The organism is Gemmatimonadaceae bacterium (genome assembly GCA_020852815.1).
Taxonomy (GTDB): Bacteria; Gemmatimonadota; Gemmatimonadetes; order Gemmatimonadales; family Gemmatimonadaceae; genus SCN-70-22.
Map to the genome: position 1 here is coordinate 159,885 of JADZAN010000028.1, position 15,469 is coordinate 175,353.

Consider the following 15,469-nt stretch of genomic DNA (forward strand, 5'->3'; position numbering starts at 1 on the left):
GAGCCTTCAACTTGGCCGCCGGGCCCGCGTCGCGCTACGACGCGGTGGGTCGTGGTTCTGCGGCCGGGCGCGCGCGTGCCGCCAGCCAGGCCAGGTACTCCGAGACCAGCGCGTCGGCACCAATGGTGCGCCGTGGGTCGAACTGTATTCCTTCTCCCGCAACGATGTCGGGTTCGATGAAGGCGCGAATGAACGACGCTCGCACGCGGACATCGATGGCATCGATGCCACGTGCCAGTCCCGTTCGCGGATGCATCCAGACGATGGTGCGCACATGCGACCGCGTGGCGGAGCGAGGATGGATGCTCACCAGGCCATACGTCGTCGTACGCCCAAAGCGGGACGTGACGAGAATCAGGGCGCCGGCGCCGGCATTTCGCACCGTCATCTCCGAGCGCGGCCCGGCCAGAACGTGCGTCACGCGATCGCGCCACGCTGTTCCCACCACCTCGAACGACGCGCGTGCCTCGAAGTGATCGTCTCGCCTGAGGATTTCGGGTGATCCTACGAGCTTTCGGTCGTGCGCCGTGAGGAAGTGCTGGGCATCGAACCCGTTGGTGCTCACCATCCACCACGGCATCTCCACATCGAAGGCGAACGGCGGCGCCGAGATGAGGGCGTCGCTCGACGCGTCCGCGAAGAACGGTGCCGGTGTCGTGTGCGCCGGATCGGTGTGGAAGAAGAGGTGGCCGCCGAGAACCGCGACGGGATAGGCATCGAGTCGCGCGGCTTCCGGCGGGACTTCGCCCGAGGGCGTGCCATCGCATCGACCGTCGCCGCGAAAGCGCCAGCCGTGCAGCGGGCACTCGAGGCAGTGCCCCACGACGTTGCCGCGTGCCAGGTGCGCCCCGAAGTGCGCGCAGCGACCGTCCAGCACGTGCAACTGACGGTCGACCGCGAAGGCGACGTACTCTCGATTCCCCAGCGTGATCTCCACGGGGCGCCGCATCGACTCGACCGGGGCGACATAGTACCAGCCGTGCGGCACGAGGGGCAAGTCGAGCGCGCCTGCGTGTTGTCGGGCGTTCACGTGGTCGCGCGAGCCGGAGTGGAGCGATGCGCCGCCAACGCTCGCCGCGAGACGGGCAGCAACTCGCCTGGCGTCGGGGCGCCGTGCGTCGGGGTGCCTAACGTTCGCGCCACATCGGCACGCAGCTGCCGGTCGATCCAGCGATGCAGCGTCGCGAACACCCGTCGGACCAGCGGGGCGCCGCGCATCGCGTCGCGTTGGAAATCGAGCATCTCGTCACGAATGGCTGGCTGGTATTGCAGGATCCCCTCGTAGAACAGCGTGGCGTCGAGCGATACGCGCCGCTCGACCAGTTCGTTCGCGAGCCACCGCACATGATGCCCCACCTCGCTGCAGGACATCGTCGTGTGCGCCCAGTAGGGCGAGACAGTTCGTGGATTCGCGTGCGTCACCAGCCCGTGGCGCGCGGCGAGATCGGGAGCGAGGATGGGGACCGTCGCCACGCGCGTCGAGAAGGTGGCCAGGAAGTGGAAGTCGGGGGATGACGCGACCAGCATGTCGCGCGTGGCCTCGAGCGTCGCGCGCGTCTCGCCCGGGAAGCCGACGATGAGTGAGATGACGGTCGTGAGCCCCGCGTCGCGGCAGGTCGCCAGCGCGCGTGCATTGTCGCGCGCCGTCGTGCGCTTCTGCATGCGGTCGAGCTGCCCCTGGTCTCCCGACTCGATCCCGATTTGCACCTGGATGCACCCCGCCGCACGCATGGCGCGCACGACGTCCGCGTCCAGCAGGTCATCGGCGCGGGCATAGCAGATCCACTTGATGCCGATGTTGCGCCTGACGAGCTCGTCGCAGAACTCGAGCAGCCGGCGCGTGGGCATGGTGAAGAGCGAGTCCAGGCAGGTGATGTACTCCACGCCCAGCGTGGTGGCGTAATGTTCCCAGTCGTCGGCCATGCGCCGGGCGGAGCGCGTGCGGAACTTCGTGTCGTCGAAGAGGTACGGATAGTTGCAGAAGGCACACCGATACGGGCAGCCGCGCACGCTCTCGTAGTGGATCATGCGATAGCGCTCTCCGCGGCGTCGCGCGACCAGCCCCCAGTCGGGGCGGTCGAGTGCGTCGAGGGAAAGCGTGGCTGGCACTCCGCTGAACAGCACCCGCGTCGGGCCAGCGCCCTGGAGCCGCCCGCGCTCCGGCGGGACCAACGTGCGAAAGCCGGAGCGAATCCACTCGGCGAGGGCCGGAACGAGTGACTCTCCGTATCCCACTGCGAGGATGTCGATGAGTGGCGACCCGTCCCATTGCAGGTGCAGCGTTCCGGCGAGTGCGCCGCCCACGACGATACGATTCCAGGGACGCTTGAGGCGCACCAGCAAGGGCTCCAGCTCGCTCAGGTCGCGGAGGAACGTTGCCGATGCGAAGACCACGTCGCACGCGCGCAGCTTCGCGTCGCTGTTGTCGGTGCCGCGCAGCAGGTCGTCGAAGGTGAGGAGCTCGAAGTCGATTCCCTCGCGGGCGAGCGCCGTGGCGAGCACGACTTCGGTGAGCTCGGGGGTGGCGACGTTCTCGCGCGTTTCGAGCAGCGCGCGCATTTCCGGCGACAACCGCTGACGATGCCGACGCGCGTGCAGCCGGCCGAGCAGCACCGACTCGGCGACCGTCGCCTTTACCTTGGCTTCCAGCCACGCGTGCTGGGCGTGGCGCGCCTGCACCACCTGTTTCCACAGCGCGCGAAGCAGGCTTCCTTCGCGCGCCGACAGGTAGCTCCCCGTGACGATGAGGACCTTCACTGGCGCAGATGCCATGGCGATACGATGCGGCGCATCGCCTCCTGGCGACAGGGGAACGCGCCGCGCGGATCGCGGCATTCATCCGCGCGGTGGCGCGTGACATGTGCGCACAGGTCCCGGCGTCGACTTGCCGTCATCCGTCGAAGTGGTAGAATCGCCCAAGGCGCCCCTCTCTCCCTGAGGCCGAGGTCGACGTGAACGATCTTGACGCGAGGCATGACTCCAGCGGTTCCAGCGGTTCCAACGGCTCCAGCGGCGCGCGCGGCGCCGGCGCCACGTCGGCGCGACCGCTGCGTATTGCGCTCATATCGCCCAAGGGGCCGCTCTACCGGCATCGCGGCGGGATCTGGAAGAAGTCGCTGCGTTACCAGCCGCTCACGCTCACCACGCTCGCCGCGCTCGTTCCGCGCGACGTGCCGCACAGCATCGTCCTCTTCGATGAGGGGATCACCGACGTTCCGCTCGACCTCGACGTCGACCTGATCGGCATCACCGTCATCACGGGGACGGCGGTGCGCGCGTATGAACTGGCCGATCGTTTTCGCGCCCGCGGGATCACCGTGGTGCTGGGCGGGCCGCATGTCACGCTGATCCCCGACGACGCGCAGCCGCACGCCGACGCAATCGTCGTCGGATACGCGGAGGAGAGCTGGCCGCAACTCCTGCGCGACGTGCGCGATGGCACGCTGGTGCCGCGCTACGTACAGCGCCCGGGGCTCGACATCGGCGGGCAACCGTTTCCCCGGCGTGAGCTCCTCCCCAGCGCGCACTTCCTCACCAACAATGTCTTCGAGGCCACGCGCGGCTGCGTGCACCCATGCGAGTTCTGCGTCGTTCCCACCGCGTGGGGACGCAAGCCGTACCAGAAGCCGGTGCACGAAGTGGTCGCCGACATCCGGCAGCACGGCGCGCGCAAGCTCATCTTCGTCGACCTCAACATCATTGCCGACCGTCGCTACGCCGTGGAGCTGTTCACCGCGCTCATCCCGTTGCGGCTGCAATGGTACGGGTTGTCGACGGTGCTGCTGGCGGACGACGATGAACTGCTCGCCCTCGCGCAGCGGAGCGGGTGCACCGGACTGCTCATGGGGCTCGAGTCGCTCTCGACGACGAACCTCAGGGGAAACCGCAAGGGGTTCAACTCTCCCGAGCAGTACGCCCGCGTGGTGGAACGCTTGCACGCGCACGGGATCGCGCTGCAAGGGTGCTTTGTCTTCGGCCTCGATGACGACACGCCGGACGTCTTCCTCAAGACGGCGGAGTTCGCGGTGGAGGCGCGGATCGACCTCCCGCGCTTTGCCGTCGTGACCCCCTTTCCCAACACGCCGCTCTACAAGCGCCTGGACGCGGAGGGGCGCATCCTCACCAGGAACTGGGAGCTGTACGACGCGCAGCACGTCGTGTTCCAACCCAGGCACATGAGCGTGCGGGAGTTGCAGCTGGGGATCGAGGCGGCATGGAAGCACGCCTACAGCTATCGCTCCATCTGGCGACGCCTGCGCCATTCGCCGGCGCCATGGCCGGTGCGCATCGGGACCAACCTGGGGTATCGCTTCTACGCCAACAACCTGTCGCGCTTCTACAACTGCGACTGGATCATCGGGCGCGCGCCCTCCGCGCAGCGCATGCCGCCGCCGGCAGGTACAACGCCTATCCCTGAGTCGGTGGCGCGCGAGCCGGAGGCGGTGTCGTGACCGCGTCACGGGCCATGCGCCTCACCATCGTGCACCCCTGCGTCGGGCGCATTCCGGGGCAGAAGTACATCCGCACCTGGCAGATGGAACCGCTCCCCGCGGCCACGCTCGCCGGGCTCACGCCGCGCGATGTCGAGGTGCGCTTCCACGACGACCGCATGGAGCGCATCCCGTTCGACGAGCCCACCGACCTGGTCGCGATCAGCGTCGAGACGTACACGGCCAAGCGCGCGTACCAGATCGCCAGCGAGTATCGCCAGCGCAAGGTGCCGGTGGTAATGGGGGGCTTTCACGCCTCGCTCTGCCCGGACGAGGTGGCAACGTACGCCGAGTCGGTCGTGGTGGGAGAGGCCGAGCAGTTGTGGCCAATGGTGGTGGACGATGCCCGTCACGGCCAGCTGCAAAAGTTCTATCGCGCAGCGGGACGGTCGTCGCTGGCGGGGCTGCGCCCGGATCGCTCGATCTTCCGCGGGAAGCGCTACCTCCCCATCGGACTGGTCGAGGCGGGGCGGGGGTGTCACTTCTCGTGCGAGTTCTGCGCGGTACAGACGGTCTTCGAGGCCTCGCAGACGCGACGCCCCATCGACCAGATCCTCGCCGAGGTGCGCGCGCTCAAGGACGAGAAGAAGCTCTTCTTCTTCGTCGACGACAACATCACCTCCAACCTGCGGCAGGCCAAGGAGTTCTTCCGCGCCCTCATCCCGTTAGGCATCCGATGGGTGAGCCAGGCCAGCATCAACGCCGCGCACGACGAGGAGTTCCTCGATCTCCTCAAGCGCAGCGGGTGCCAGGGCGTGCTCATCGGCTTCGAGAGCCTCGACCCGGCCAACCTCGAGTCGATGAACAAGCGCTTCAACACCGCCAAGGGAGGGTTCGAGCAGGCGTTAGGCAACCTGCGGCGCCACGGAATCCGCGTGTACGGGACCTTCATCTTCGGCTACGACGGCGACACGCCGGCGAGCTTTGCCCCCACGGTCTCGTTCGCGCAGTCGCACGCCTTCTACATCGCCGCCTTCAACCACCTCACCCCGTTCCCCGCAACGCCGCTGTACCAGCGCCTGGCGCGCGAGGGGCGGCTCCTCTACGACGCCTGGTGGATGGACGATCGCTACAGCTACAACCGCATCCCCTTCACGCCGCGCGGCATGTCGCCTGACGAGTTGCAGCGCTCGTGCCTCGCGGCTCGGCGCACGTTCTACGGCTGGCCCAGCATCCTCAGGCGGAGCCTGGACCCCGTGAACCGCGGCAACGGCTTCATGTGGCGCAACTTCTACATGATCAACGCGATGCACCGCGCCGACGTGAGCCTGCGCGACCACTACCCACTGGGAGACATGGCATGGCAGGGGGCGCTGCGGCCGGCGCACTGACCGCGCCCGTGCCTGACGACGGCACGTCGGTGCGCCCCGTCGTCACCTCCGTCGTGCGTGACGACGATGCGGCGATTCGCGCTCTCCTGCGCGCGTCGGTCATTCCCGGCGCGGTGCGCGTTGCCTTCACTCGCGAGCCGGACTACTTCGCCGGCGACGCGCTGGCCGGCGGCGAGGATCACGCCGTGGTCGCGCGTCACGGCGGCCGCCTGGTGGGATTGGGGCGATGCAGCGTGTACCCGCTCTTTCGCAACGGCGCCCCGGCGCGCGTGGCGTACCTGGGGGAACTGCGCCTCGCGCCCGGGACGGCCAACGGCGTGCGACTCCTGCGCGACGGCTATGCCGCGCTCGCCGAGTCGGTGGGCGAGGTGGAGGCCTGCTTCACGAGCATCACGAACGACAATGTGCGCGCCCGCTCCGTGCTGGAGCGCGGCGGGCGACTCGGCTTGCCGGCCTACGCGCCGATTGCATCGCTGGTGACGCTGGTGGCGCCGGTGGCGCCGGTGGCGCTGGTGGCGCCGGCAGCACCGCTGGCGCCGGCCGCGGGGTTCGCGATGGCGGCACCGGTGCGCTCGGCGCACCCGCCACACCACGTTGCGGCTGGCGGCGCCGACCGGCGCGCGGATGTCGCCGACGGTTTGGCTTTCCTTGCCCGGCACGCGCCCGACAGGCAGCTCGCGCTGCAGTGGGACGATGACCGGCTGGCGCGCCTGGCGCGACACGGCTTCACCGGCGACGATCTCGTGATTGTCCGGCGTGGGGGTGCCGTCGTGGCGGCAGGGGGGATATGGGACCAGCGTCCGTTCCGGCAGGTGGTGGTGGACGGCTACGCCGCTGCGTTGCAGCTGGCGCGGCCCGCGGTCAACCTGTGGTGTCGCCTCACGCGGCGCCCCGCACTCCCGCCGCCGGGGAGCGTGCTGGCGCAGGGGGCGCTCCTCGGCGCCACGGTGTCGGCACCCGGCGATTGGCGCGTGCTTTGGCCGGCGCTGCAGGCGTGCGCGCGCGCCAGGGGGATCGCCTGGCTCACCGTCGCGCGCGACGCACGCGATCCCGAACTCCCGGTGCTGCGCGCGCTCACGCGTGCGCGCGAGTATCACACCACGCTGTACGACGTGGCGCTGGGGCGGCGGTCGCCGGCCGCTGCGTGGGACTCACGCCTGGTACGCCCGGAGGTCGGGCTCCTGTGACGCTCTCCCTCACCCCCGATATCCCTGCGTTGCAGGTGGCGGGCGACGTGGCCGATTCGGTTCTCCGCTCCGCACTGGGCGCCAGTGAACGGCACGAGCTGTTTGCGCTCCTCGACCGCCACTTCGAGGGCGTGACCCCCGTGCAGTTCGCGCGCGACCTCGAGGAGAAGGACTGGGTGCTGCGCATCCGACGCGAGGGCCGGCTCGTGGGTTTCACGACGTTGCAGCTGTACAGCGCGACGATCGACGGAACGTGCGCACAGGTGCTGTACTCCGGCGATACGATCGTGGCTCCCGAGGCGTGGACATCGCCGGTGCTGGCACGCGGGTGGATCGCCCTCGTGCGGGCGCTGCAGCAGGTGCAACCGGGCGAGCGGTGGTACTGGCTCCTGCTCTCGTCGGGCTTTCGTACGTATCGCTTTCTCCCTGTTTTCTGGCGCGACTTCTGGCCGCGCCACGACGCCGAGGCGCCGGCAGGAGTGCGCGAGACGCTGAATGCGCTGGCGACCGCGCGATTCGGGGAGTCGTATGATGCGCGCGCCGGCGTGGTGCGCTTCGCGCATCCTCAGCGGCTGCGTGGCGCGCTGGCCGACATTCCCGACGGTCGCACCGACGATCCGCACGTGCGCTACTTCCTGGCCCGCAACCCGGGATGGAGGGCGGGCGATGAACTCGTCTGTCTCACCGAGTTGAGCGACGCGAACCTTACGGCTGCGGGATTGCGCATGGTACGCAGCGATGCGCGCCGCTCGTCGCTGTCAACCTCGCTGGAATCAGCAGCGCAAGCACCAGCGCAAGCACCACCGCTGGCACTCACACAAGTACCGCCGGCGGCACCGTGACCATCGGCGCCACGGTGGCCAATGCGTTATGGTTGGCATCGATGCGCCCGGCGGCGCGTGCGTTCGAGCGCGCGCTCGACCAGCCGGGCGCCGCGCAGTGGCGCTGGCTCGCTCGCCAGTTGCAGCTGCATGCCTCCAGCGAGTTTGGCCAGGCACGCGAGTTCGGGCGCATCGACTCGCCGCGGACGTATGCGCGCGCCGTGGAGCTGTGCACCTACGACGACCTCGCCCCACACATCGCGCGCATTGGTGCCGGGGTGCGCGACGTCCTGGCCACGGGGCGCGTGACGCACCTGGCCCCGACGAGCGGCTCCACCGGCGCGCGAAAGCTCATTCCGTTCAACGCCGAGTTGCAGCGAGGCTTCAGCGCCGCCGTGGGCGCGTGGATGCACGACCTCGTGCGCCAGCGCCCGGCGCTGGTCGGCGGTCCCGCCTATTGGTCCATCTCCCCGCTGGTGGAGGAAGCTGCGGAGGAGAGCAACGCAGCGCGCACCGCGCGGGGCGCCGCGCAGTGCGTCCCACCCGGCGCCGACGAATGCGACGTGCCACACGCCGCCATCCCGATCGGATTCGCCGACGACGCCGACTACCTCGGCGCGGGCGCTGCATGGCTCGTGCGGCAGGCGATGGCCGCACCGTCATCGCTGCGACACGTACGCGACATGCAGGCCTTCTGGCGCCTGACCGCGCTCGCGCTCCTCCGCCGGCGGGGGCTGCGGCTCATCTCGGCATGGCATCCGTCGTTTGTCGACATCCTGATGGACGCGGCCAGCAACGCGTGGGAGGAACTGCTGGATGCCATCGCGAGCGGCACGTGTCCGTGGATCGCCGCGCTCCCGCCCGGCGCACGCGCTGGCTGGACGACATCTCCCGACCCTCACCGCGCCGATGAACTGCGCCGCCTGGGACGCGACTCGTGGCCGTCGTGGTGGCCGCAGCTTCAGGTGATCAGTTGCTGGGGAGAGCAGGGCGCCGAAGCAGGGTGGCGCTCCATTGCACGCCACGTGTCGGCGCATGCATCACACGTGTTGGTGCAGCCAAAGGGGCTCCTCGCCACCGAGGGCGTGGTGACAGTTCCCCATGGGATGACCCATGTGCTCGCGCTCAATTCGCACTTCTTCGAGTTTCTCGATCGCGACGGGAACGTTCGCTTGGCGCAGGAGCTGAATCGCGGCGGTGAGTACGAGGTCGTGCTGAGCAATGGCGGCGGGCTGTGGCGCTATCGCCTGGGCGACATGGTGGCGTGCACCGGCCACCTCAAGGCAACTCCCACGCTGCAGTTCCTGGGTCGCGCCGGACAGGTGAGCGACCTTCGCGGTGAGAAGCTCAGCGAGCCCTTCGTGGCACGAGCGCTGCGCGGCGCATGGGAGGGGGGTGAAATGCCCGCTTATGTCGCGCTCCGCGCGTGGAACGATGGGGCGGCAGCCGGCTACGAGCTGCTCGTGGCAGAAGAAGCGCGCGCCGACGGCGCCAACGCGCGTGATGCCGCACACGAGGCGCGCCTGCGCCACTTGGAGCGCGCGCTGTGCGAGAACCCGCACTACGCCCTGGCTCGCCGGCTCGGCCAGCTGCAACCGCTGCGGGAGCGCTCGGTGCCGCGCGACGCCGCGCGTGACGATCTGTGGTCGCACCCCGGGCGCCTGGGCGATGCAAAGCCTCGCCTCCTGCTCCCTGCGGTGGAGCGGCGCATCGCACCGGACGGCTGAGTTGTGCCGGGCGGACCGCGACGCGCGCACGGCTCGTCGCGGCCTCCCGTGCGGCGCGTCCCTGCTAGCTCGTCGCGCGCTCCTGCGTCGTATGAATGCGCCCGCCCCCGAGTACGTGCCACGGGCGCCGACACTCCAGTTGTCCCATGCCATCACCTCGCCCCTCGGACGCTTCTCGCCGCGCACACCGTCCCAAGCCGCGCCCCCAGCGAATCGGACGGCTCCGCGCCGAGTCCCACAATAGTGTCGCGGCGCTCGTTGCGGCGTCGCTCCTTGCCCTGTCGGCGTGCGGGACCAGCGACTCGATCACATCCAGCGTCGCCTACTCGCAGCGCATGGTTGGCGCGCTGCAGTTGCAGTCCACGGCCGCCCTCCCCGCCACTCTCAACACCCGCGCACAATCGGGTAACGTCACCTGGACGCCGCCCATCCCGGCGACCGAGGTCCGCATCCTCGTCCCGGCACAGGTCATCGAGGTGCGCGACACGGTGCGCGTTGGCGAGTCGGTGTCGATCGTCGTCAACACGATCGGGGAGAACGGATGCTGGCAGTCAGACGGCGGGACGATCGCGCAGCGCGGCGATTCCGCCTTCGTCGTCGCCTATGATCGCCATTCGGGGGCGCAGATCTGCACGCAGCTCTGGACCGATCGCCTCGCACATCAGGTCACCGCGGTCTTCCCCACGCCGGGCATCGGGGTGATCCGGGCGCAAGGGCGCCGCATCAAGGACAGCGATCCTTCCTACTCGACGCCGGTGACGGCCGAACGGAAGATCGTCGTCATCCCCTAAGCGTGCGCAGCTAGTGTGGCGCCCGCATCAGCGACTCGACCGTCCCATGTCGGCGCGCACGCCCACCGAGAGGAGCGCCGGGAGCCACCCCAGCCGCCCCGGGTCGCGCGACGGCGACTCGCGATAGTAGAAGATCGCGTCGCGCCGATCGAGGGCGTTGAGGACGCGCGCGTAGGGGGCCAGCACCACGCGACACGAGGGTCCGGCCACGCACACGCGCGAGGAGATGGTGGCGTCCACGCGCAGGAACGAGCGTTGCGGGGGGAGGGCCGACTCCGCCGAGGCCGACACGACGTTTCCCGAGGAAGTCGACGCCGGCGCACTGCGATTGGCGCTCTCCAGGACGACGGCGGCGAACGAGAGGCCGCGCGCATACGACGCCGAAAGCGATCCGTACAACCTCCAAAGGCGCGCAGCAGCGCCGAGCGAGGCCACCTGCTCGAGGCGCGACGACACCACCTCGGCTGCCGAGTCGCGGTCCCAGGCGCGCACCTCGCGCGCCACGCGCGAGTACGACGCCGTGAGCGACGTCGCCCCGCGCGCGTACTGCCACATGAGGTCGATGCCACGGTGGCGCAGTGCCGACTGCCCCACCCCGGTGCGCTGCGGCCGCTGCCAGTATGCGACGGCTGACACGCCGGCATGTGACCACCGTTGCGACGCCCCAACTTCGAGTTGCATCGCGGTCGACTGCGAAAGCCACGCGCCGCCGCCCACCGGCGCGCTGGCCGCCAGCCCGGTGGAGGGGAGCACGGTGGCACCGCCGGACTCGTCGAAGAGCGTCGCGGTGCGCGAATAGCCGCCCACCCCCAGGCGCAGCGCACTTCCCCCGCTCGGCGTCGCCTCCAGCGCGAGGCGCGGGAGGAACGTGACGCGCCCGGCGTCGAAGGCGCTCGGCGCCATCACCGCGCGCCCCCCCACCCCCAGCTGCAACCAGGGCGCGAGCAGGCGGCGGTGGTCGACGTACACCGCCCCCGTCGTTCCCGCCACGCGCGCCATCACCGGCACCTGGTCGCACGCCGACGCGATGGGACAGGGATCGCCGCTCCCCGCACTCGTGAGAGGCGCGCCCGTGGAGTCGCCGGCAACGGTGCGCTGCACGTCCATGCGTTCCCCTTCCACCCCCACTGCCGTCACGGCGCGTGTCGTGCCCCAACGATGCTCTGCCAGAACGGCCAGGCGGCGCGAGTCGGCGCGGAGGTGTCCCGCACGCAGCGTGAGGAGCGGAAGGTCGATGACGGCGTCGGCGAGCCCGGCGCGCAGCAGCGTCCCGTGCCGCTCGCGGGTGCGTTCCCATGCCAGCGAGCCGGCGCGGTTGCCCCAGCGGGCGTTGTCGATCCCCTGGTCGCGCGGCAGGTCGAGCGCCTCGTCGGTGACGAGGGCGGTGGCCCGGAGTTCGTCGCCCGCCGCGGGTTGCAGCTGCAGGCGCACGAAGCCATCGCCGTAGGCATAGCCCGGGTCGGCGCCGGCCCACTGCGCCACGCGCCCGTCGTTCACGCGCCGCACGCCGGCCATGAGCGAGCCGCGGCTGCCTAACGGGAGCTCGCCGCCGGCGCGCTCGGACAGCACGTCGATCGTGGCCCACAGGCGCAACGAGTCGGTGGCCGCCGGCCGGGCACGCAGGTCGAGGACGTAGTCGGTGCCGCCATCGTAGCGCGCCGGCGCTCCCCCCGACCACATGCGGGCCGGCGCCATCACGTCCTCGTCCACCACGGGGAGGAGCCCCCCCAGGTGCAACGGCGCGCCCAGCGGGATCCCGTCGAGCGTGACCCGCGCCCCCGCATCCTTCGCCCCCCAGATGAACAGCGTGCGCCCGTCGCCCCCACTCCCGGGGTCGCCGGCACCGCGCCCGGGCACGACACCAAGGATCGCACTCGTCATCGCCCCCGGCGAGGCAAGGAGCGTCGCCGCACGGCTGGACGATGCCCCGTCGGCATAGCGCGCATTCAGCGCCTCGATCCCCGGGGCGAGCGCGGGCTCGTCGTCACGCGACGCCTGCACGACGATGGCCGACAGCGAGACGGGAAGCCTCGTCAGCTGCACGTCGAGCACAAGCGCCGACCCCTCGGGGACGACGAGGCCGAGACGCGTGGGACGATACGCCGCACGCGTCACGAGCAGCGTGTAGTGCCCAGGGGTCATCGCCGGAAAGACGAAGCCGCCGTCCAGCGCCGAGGTGGCCATGCGCGCGGTGCCGTTCCCCTCGAGCACGACGAACGCCGAGGCAAGCGGGACGTCGGCACCGGCGTCGAGCACGCGCCCGCGCACTTCACCCAGCAGCGTCCGAGCGGAGTCGCGGGCAGTTGCAGCGCGTGCCACGGCGCGCCCCTCCGCGCGCCCCTCAGCGCGCCCCGCCGCGCGAGCGCTGCCCACCGCGCGCGTCGCCACCGTGCGGGAGAGCGTGTCCTGCTGCTCCATCGCCCGCGCCTCCGGCATCGCGCTCGTCAGGCGCGTCGCGACGGTAAGGGCGAGGACGGCGGAAAGCATCAGCACGACACGGTACGCACGGTGACGGATTGTCTCAGGATGCGGATTTCGCGGCGGCCCCGCGTCACGCGAGGCGCGAACTGCAGCGCGCGTCAGGGCCCTTCGCGTTAGACCCGGCGCGTCGCCGCCTGTGTCTCCCTCGTTACCGCCCCGGGGTGAGGAGGATCCCGGCCGCCGCTGCCTCGCCGGGCACGACCGTCGTCCCACGAACGGAGACCACCGTGCGCCCATCGTGCGTCACGCGCGCGCTGCGCAGCGTCGACGGGAACTCCACCTCGACTACCGCACCCGCGCCGGCGAGCTGGACCTCGAGCTTGCCATCCCCCGTGAGGAAGCGCGGAACCCGCTCGCTCCCCGCACCGCGCGGCGTGGACGTGACGGTGACCTGCACGTCGCGCCGGTCGCTGACCCGCACCACCATGCGCGCCGGCGACTGAGACGGTTCGTTGGCCGTTGCAGCCGGCGCCGGCATCTCCAGGAGCGAGACCAGCGCCTCGCCGTCGACCGGGAGAACTGAGACGGCGGCGGCGGGAGCGGAAAGCGGCGCCGGCGCTACCGGGACATCGATCGCTGCAGTGCTCGCGCTCGCCGTCACCGGTGTCGCCGAGTCGTTGCGCGACAGCAAGTGACGCCAGCGGGGAGCCGTCATCGCCGCCGCCCCGCCGCCCACAACGAGGAGCACGGCCGCCGCACGGCGCATGGCGACCGACGCGCTCCCCCACCACCCGCGGCTCGCGGCGCCGCGATCGCTCAACTTCGTGCGCGCGTTCCCCGCGAGCGGCCGCACTCGCGTGGCATCACTCGCGATGGAGGACTCGCGCCACCGGCCGCCCGCTCGCCATGCGTCGGGTTCGCGCGTGTCGACGAGTGCCACCTCCACCTTGAGCGCCGCCATCGCCTCGCGCAGGTCGCGTAGCGCGTGGCGGCACACGGCGCACGTTGCCATGTGCGCGGCCGTCTCGCGGTGCCCCTCCGCGTCGAGCGTCTCGTCGGCGAAGGCAATCAGCAACGCCTCGCTAGGGTGCGGCATCGGTGGTCTCCTGCAGGTAGGCCTTGTGGAAGCGCTTGAGCGCCCGGGCAATCAACGTGGGGACGATCTCGACGCGCACGTCGATCACGTCGGCAATCTCGGCGTAGCGAAAGCCCGACTCACGCAGCAGCAACGCCTCGCGGTCGCGCGGTATCAACCTATCGAGCGCCAGGCGCACCACGCGCACCGACTCGGCGCGGTCGAACTCTTCTTCCGGCGACTCGGCCTGGGCGTCGTCGGGGTGCGCGGCGTGGCGCTCGCGGATCGCGGTGCGCCGCGACTGGTCGCGCACGAGGTTCGTGCAGACGCGGAAGAGCCACGAGCGCGGGTTGTCCACGGCGCGCGTCTCGCGCCACAGCCGCAGGAAGGCATCCTGCACGACGTCCTCCGCCAGGTGCACATCACGCGTTAGGCGATGGACGTAGCGCAGGAGTTCGAGCCGGTGCTCGGCGTAGATCGCTTCCCAGGTGGCGTCCGGTCCCATTCGTGTGCGGTGTATCGCGTGGCGCGACAGGGGCTTCCGTCCCCGGTGGCAACGCACGCCCCGGCCCCTGTACGACGCCTGACACCCGGGATGCTAGCACCCCCTGCACGCCTTCCAGAGGGGGAAGGGGTGAAGTGCTATACGTCGGTGGACGGCGCGTCCTATCGCTCGCCACGCCGCGCCATGGTTGGCGCCGGGCTTCCCTTCAGCACGAGGACATACGCCATGCGAGCCGTTCATACGACCCGTCGTCGCACCCGACTTCACGCCCGCCGTCACGCCCGACTGCTCGTCCCCATTGCGCTCCTCTCGCTCACGGCCGCCTGTGACGACTCCGACGCTCCCGACGCGGTCGCCAGCATTCGTTTCCTCCATGCGTCACAGGGACGCGCGGCCGTGGACTTCCGCGCCGATGGCACCACCGAAGACGGTGGTCGCAGCTACGGCGCCGCCTGGTCCAACAGCGTGGTGCTGGAAGCGGGAGCGCGCACGCTGAGCGCGCGGCTGGCCGGCGCCACGACCGACATCGCCTCCACCGCCGCGTCGCTGGTGAACAGTGCGTCGTACTCCGCGATCCTTGCCAAGCGCCCCACCGGCGACTCGCTCCTTGTCCTTGCCGACACCGCGGCCACGCCGGCCGATACCAAGGCCTTCGTGCGCATCCTGAATGTCGCGCCGACTGCGGCGAGCGTGGATGTCTACATCACCGCAGCAAACGCCGACCTTGCGACGACGACGCCGAACGCCACCGCCATCGACTTCCTCAAGCGTTCGCCGTATCTCGAGGTCACCGCAGCCGCGCAGCGCGTGCGCCTCACCACGGCCGGGACCAAGTCGGTCGTCCTGGACGTGAACACGCTCGCGCTCCCCAACCGCAGCGTGCGCAGCATCGCCGTGCTCGAGGCCACTGCCGGCGGCGCTCCCCTGCAGGGGATTGTCTCGGCGGAACGGAACTGAGGCACGTCATCAGGGTGGAGCGGGGTCCCGGGCGACGAGGCGTCGCCCGGGGCCCTTGCGCCGTGCACCCACCCAGGTTGCATGTGCAGGGCGTCCAAGGGCACAATGCATCAGCCAGCTTGCAGAGCGTCGAGCCCGGTCACCATATGGAGGCGCACCCGATT

12 protein-coding genes are annotated in these 15,469 nt (G+C 70.4%); 7 read left to right on the top strand and 5 right to left on the bottom strand.

The features are described 5' to 3' along the window. Positions 1-34 precede the first annotated feature (34 nt). Positions 35-988 carry a Rieske 2Fe-2S domain-containing protein gene (locus tag IT359_15785; protein ID MCC6930447.1) on the bottom strand — a complete coding sequence of 318 codons (954 nt, stop codon included), beginning with the start codon at positions 986-988 and terminating at the stop codon, positions 35-37. A gap of 38 nt (positions 989-1,026) precedes the next feature. Continuing rightward, positions 1,027-2,772 carry a radical SAM protein gene (locus IT359_15790; protein MCC6930448.1) on the bottom strand — a complete coding sequence of 582 codons (1,746 nt, stop codon included), beginning with the start codon at positions 2,770-2,772 and terminating at the stop codon, positions 1,027-1,029. A 179-nt stretch (positions 2,773-2,951) separates the two neighbouring features. On the opposite strand from IT359_15790, the gene IT359_15795 reads away from it, so the two are divergent. The 6 genes from IT359_15795 (at position 2,952) to IT359_15820 (ending at position 10,347) form a co-directional block, all read left to right on the top strand. After that, the gene (locus IT359_15795) at positions 2,952-4,451 is read left to right on the top strand and encodes a B12-binding domain-containing radical SAM protein (protein ID MCC6930449.1); all 1,500 of its coding nucleotides are present in this window, start codon (positions 2,952-2,954) and stop codon (positions 4,449-4,451) included. Further along, positions 4,448-5,821, top strand: coding sequence for a B12-binding domain-containing radical SAM protein (locus IT359_15800; GenBank protein ID MCC6930450.1), 1,374 nt, complete (start codon positions 4,448-4,450; stop codon positions 5,819-5,821). Before IT359_15795 ends, IT359_15800 begins: the two co-directional genes overlap by 4 nt. Next, a complete protein-coding gene (locus IT359_15805; GenBank protein MCC6930451.1) occupies positions 5,791-7,008 on the top strand; it encodes a hypothetical protein in 1,218 nt (405 codons plus the stop codon). The genes IT359_15800 and IT359_15805 overlap by 31 nt, the downstream gene beginning before the upstream one ends. After that, on the top strand, positions 7,005-7,850 hold the full coding sequence (locus IT359_15810) for a hypothetical protein (protein MCC6930452.1): 846 nt from the start codon (positions 7,005-7,007) through the stop codon (positions 7,848-7,850). Before IT359_15805 ends, IT359_15810 begins: the two co-directional genes overlap by 4 nt. Continuing rightward, complete coding sequence (locus IT359_15815; protein ID MCC6930453.1) at positions 7,847-9,556, top strand: GH3 auxin-responsive promoter family protein; 1,710 nt, start codon at positions 7,847-7,849, stop codon at positions 9,554-9,556. The genes IT359_15810 and IT359_15815 overlap by 4 nt, the downstream gene beginning before the upstream one ends. Before the next feature lie 146 nt (positions 9,557-9,702). Beyond that, entirely contained in the window at positions 9,703-10,347 is a 645-nt protein-coding gene (locus tag IT359_15820) for a hypothetical protein (GenBank protein MCC6930454.1), read from the top strand. Between the two features lie 27 nt (positions 10,348-10,374). Here IT359_15820 and IT359_15825 read toward each other — a convergent pair whose 3' ends face one another. The 3 genes from IT359_15825 to IT359_15835 form a co-directional block, all read right to left on the bottom strand. Then, on the bottom strand, positions 10,375-12,834 hold the full coding sequence (locus IT359_15825) for a TonB-dependent receptor (GenBank protein MCC6930455.1): 2,460 nt from the start codon (positions 12,832-12,834) through the stop codon (positions 10,375-10,377). A 142-nt stretch (positions 12,835-12,976) separates the two neighbouring features. After that, on the bottom strand, positions 12,977-13,864 hold the full coding sequence (locus tag IT359_15830; GenBank protein ID MCC6930456.1) for a hypothetical protein: 888 nt from the start codon (positions 13,862-13,864) through the stop codon (positions 12,977-12,979). Further along, a complete protein-coding gene (locus IT359_15835; protein MCC6930457.1) occupies positions 13,851-14,348 on the bottom strand; it encodes a sigma-70 family RNA polymerase sigma factor in 498 nt (165 codons plus the stop codon). Before IT359_15835 ends, IT359_15830 begins: the two co-directional genes overlap by 14 nt. 225 nt (positions 14,349-14,573) lie before the next feature. On the opposite strand from IT359_15835, the gene IT359_15840 reads away from it, so the two are divergent. Further along, positions 14,574-15,305: a DUF4397 domain-containing protein gene (locus IT359_15840; GenBank protein MCC6930458.1), complete on the top strand. Its 732-nt coding sequence runs from the start codon at positions 14,574-14,576 to the stop codon at positions 15,303-15,305. Positions 15,306-15,469 lie beyond the last annotated feature (164 nt).

Bases quoted from the DNA above. Each gene is read 5' to 3' on its own strand.
- IT359_15790 (MCC6930448.1), bottom strand. From the start codon at position 2,772: ATGGCATCTGCGCCAGTGAAGGTCCTCATCGTCACGGGGAGCTACCTG.
- IT359_15805 (MCC6930451.1), top strand. From the start codon at position 5,791: ATGGCAGGGGGCGCTGCGGCCGGCGCACTGACCGCGCCCGTGCCTGAC.
- IT359_15820 (MCC6930454.1), top strand. From the start codon at position 9,703: ATGCCATCACCTCGCCCCTCGGACGCTTCTCGCCGCGCACACCGTCCC.
- IT359_15825 (MCC6930455.1), bottom strand. From the start codon at position 12,834: ATGCTTTCCGCCGTCCTCGCCCTTACCGTCGCGACGCGCCTGACGAGC.
- IT359_15830 (MCC6930456.1), bottom strand. From the start codon at position 13,864: ATGCCGCACCCTAGCGAGGCGTTGCTGATTGCCTTCGCCGACGAGACG.
- IT359_15835 (MCC6930457.1), bottom strand. From the start codon at position 14,348: ATGGGACCGGACGCCACCTGGGAAGCGATCTACGCCGAGCACCGGCTC.
- IT359_15840 (MCC6930458.1), top strand. From the start codon at position 14,574: ATGCGAGCCGTTCATACGACCCGTCGTCGCACCCGACTTCACGCCCGC.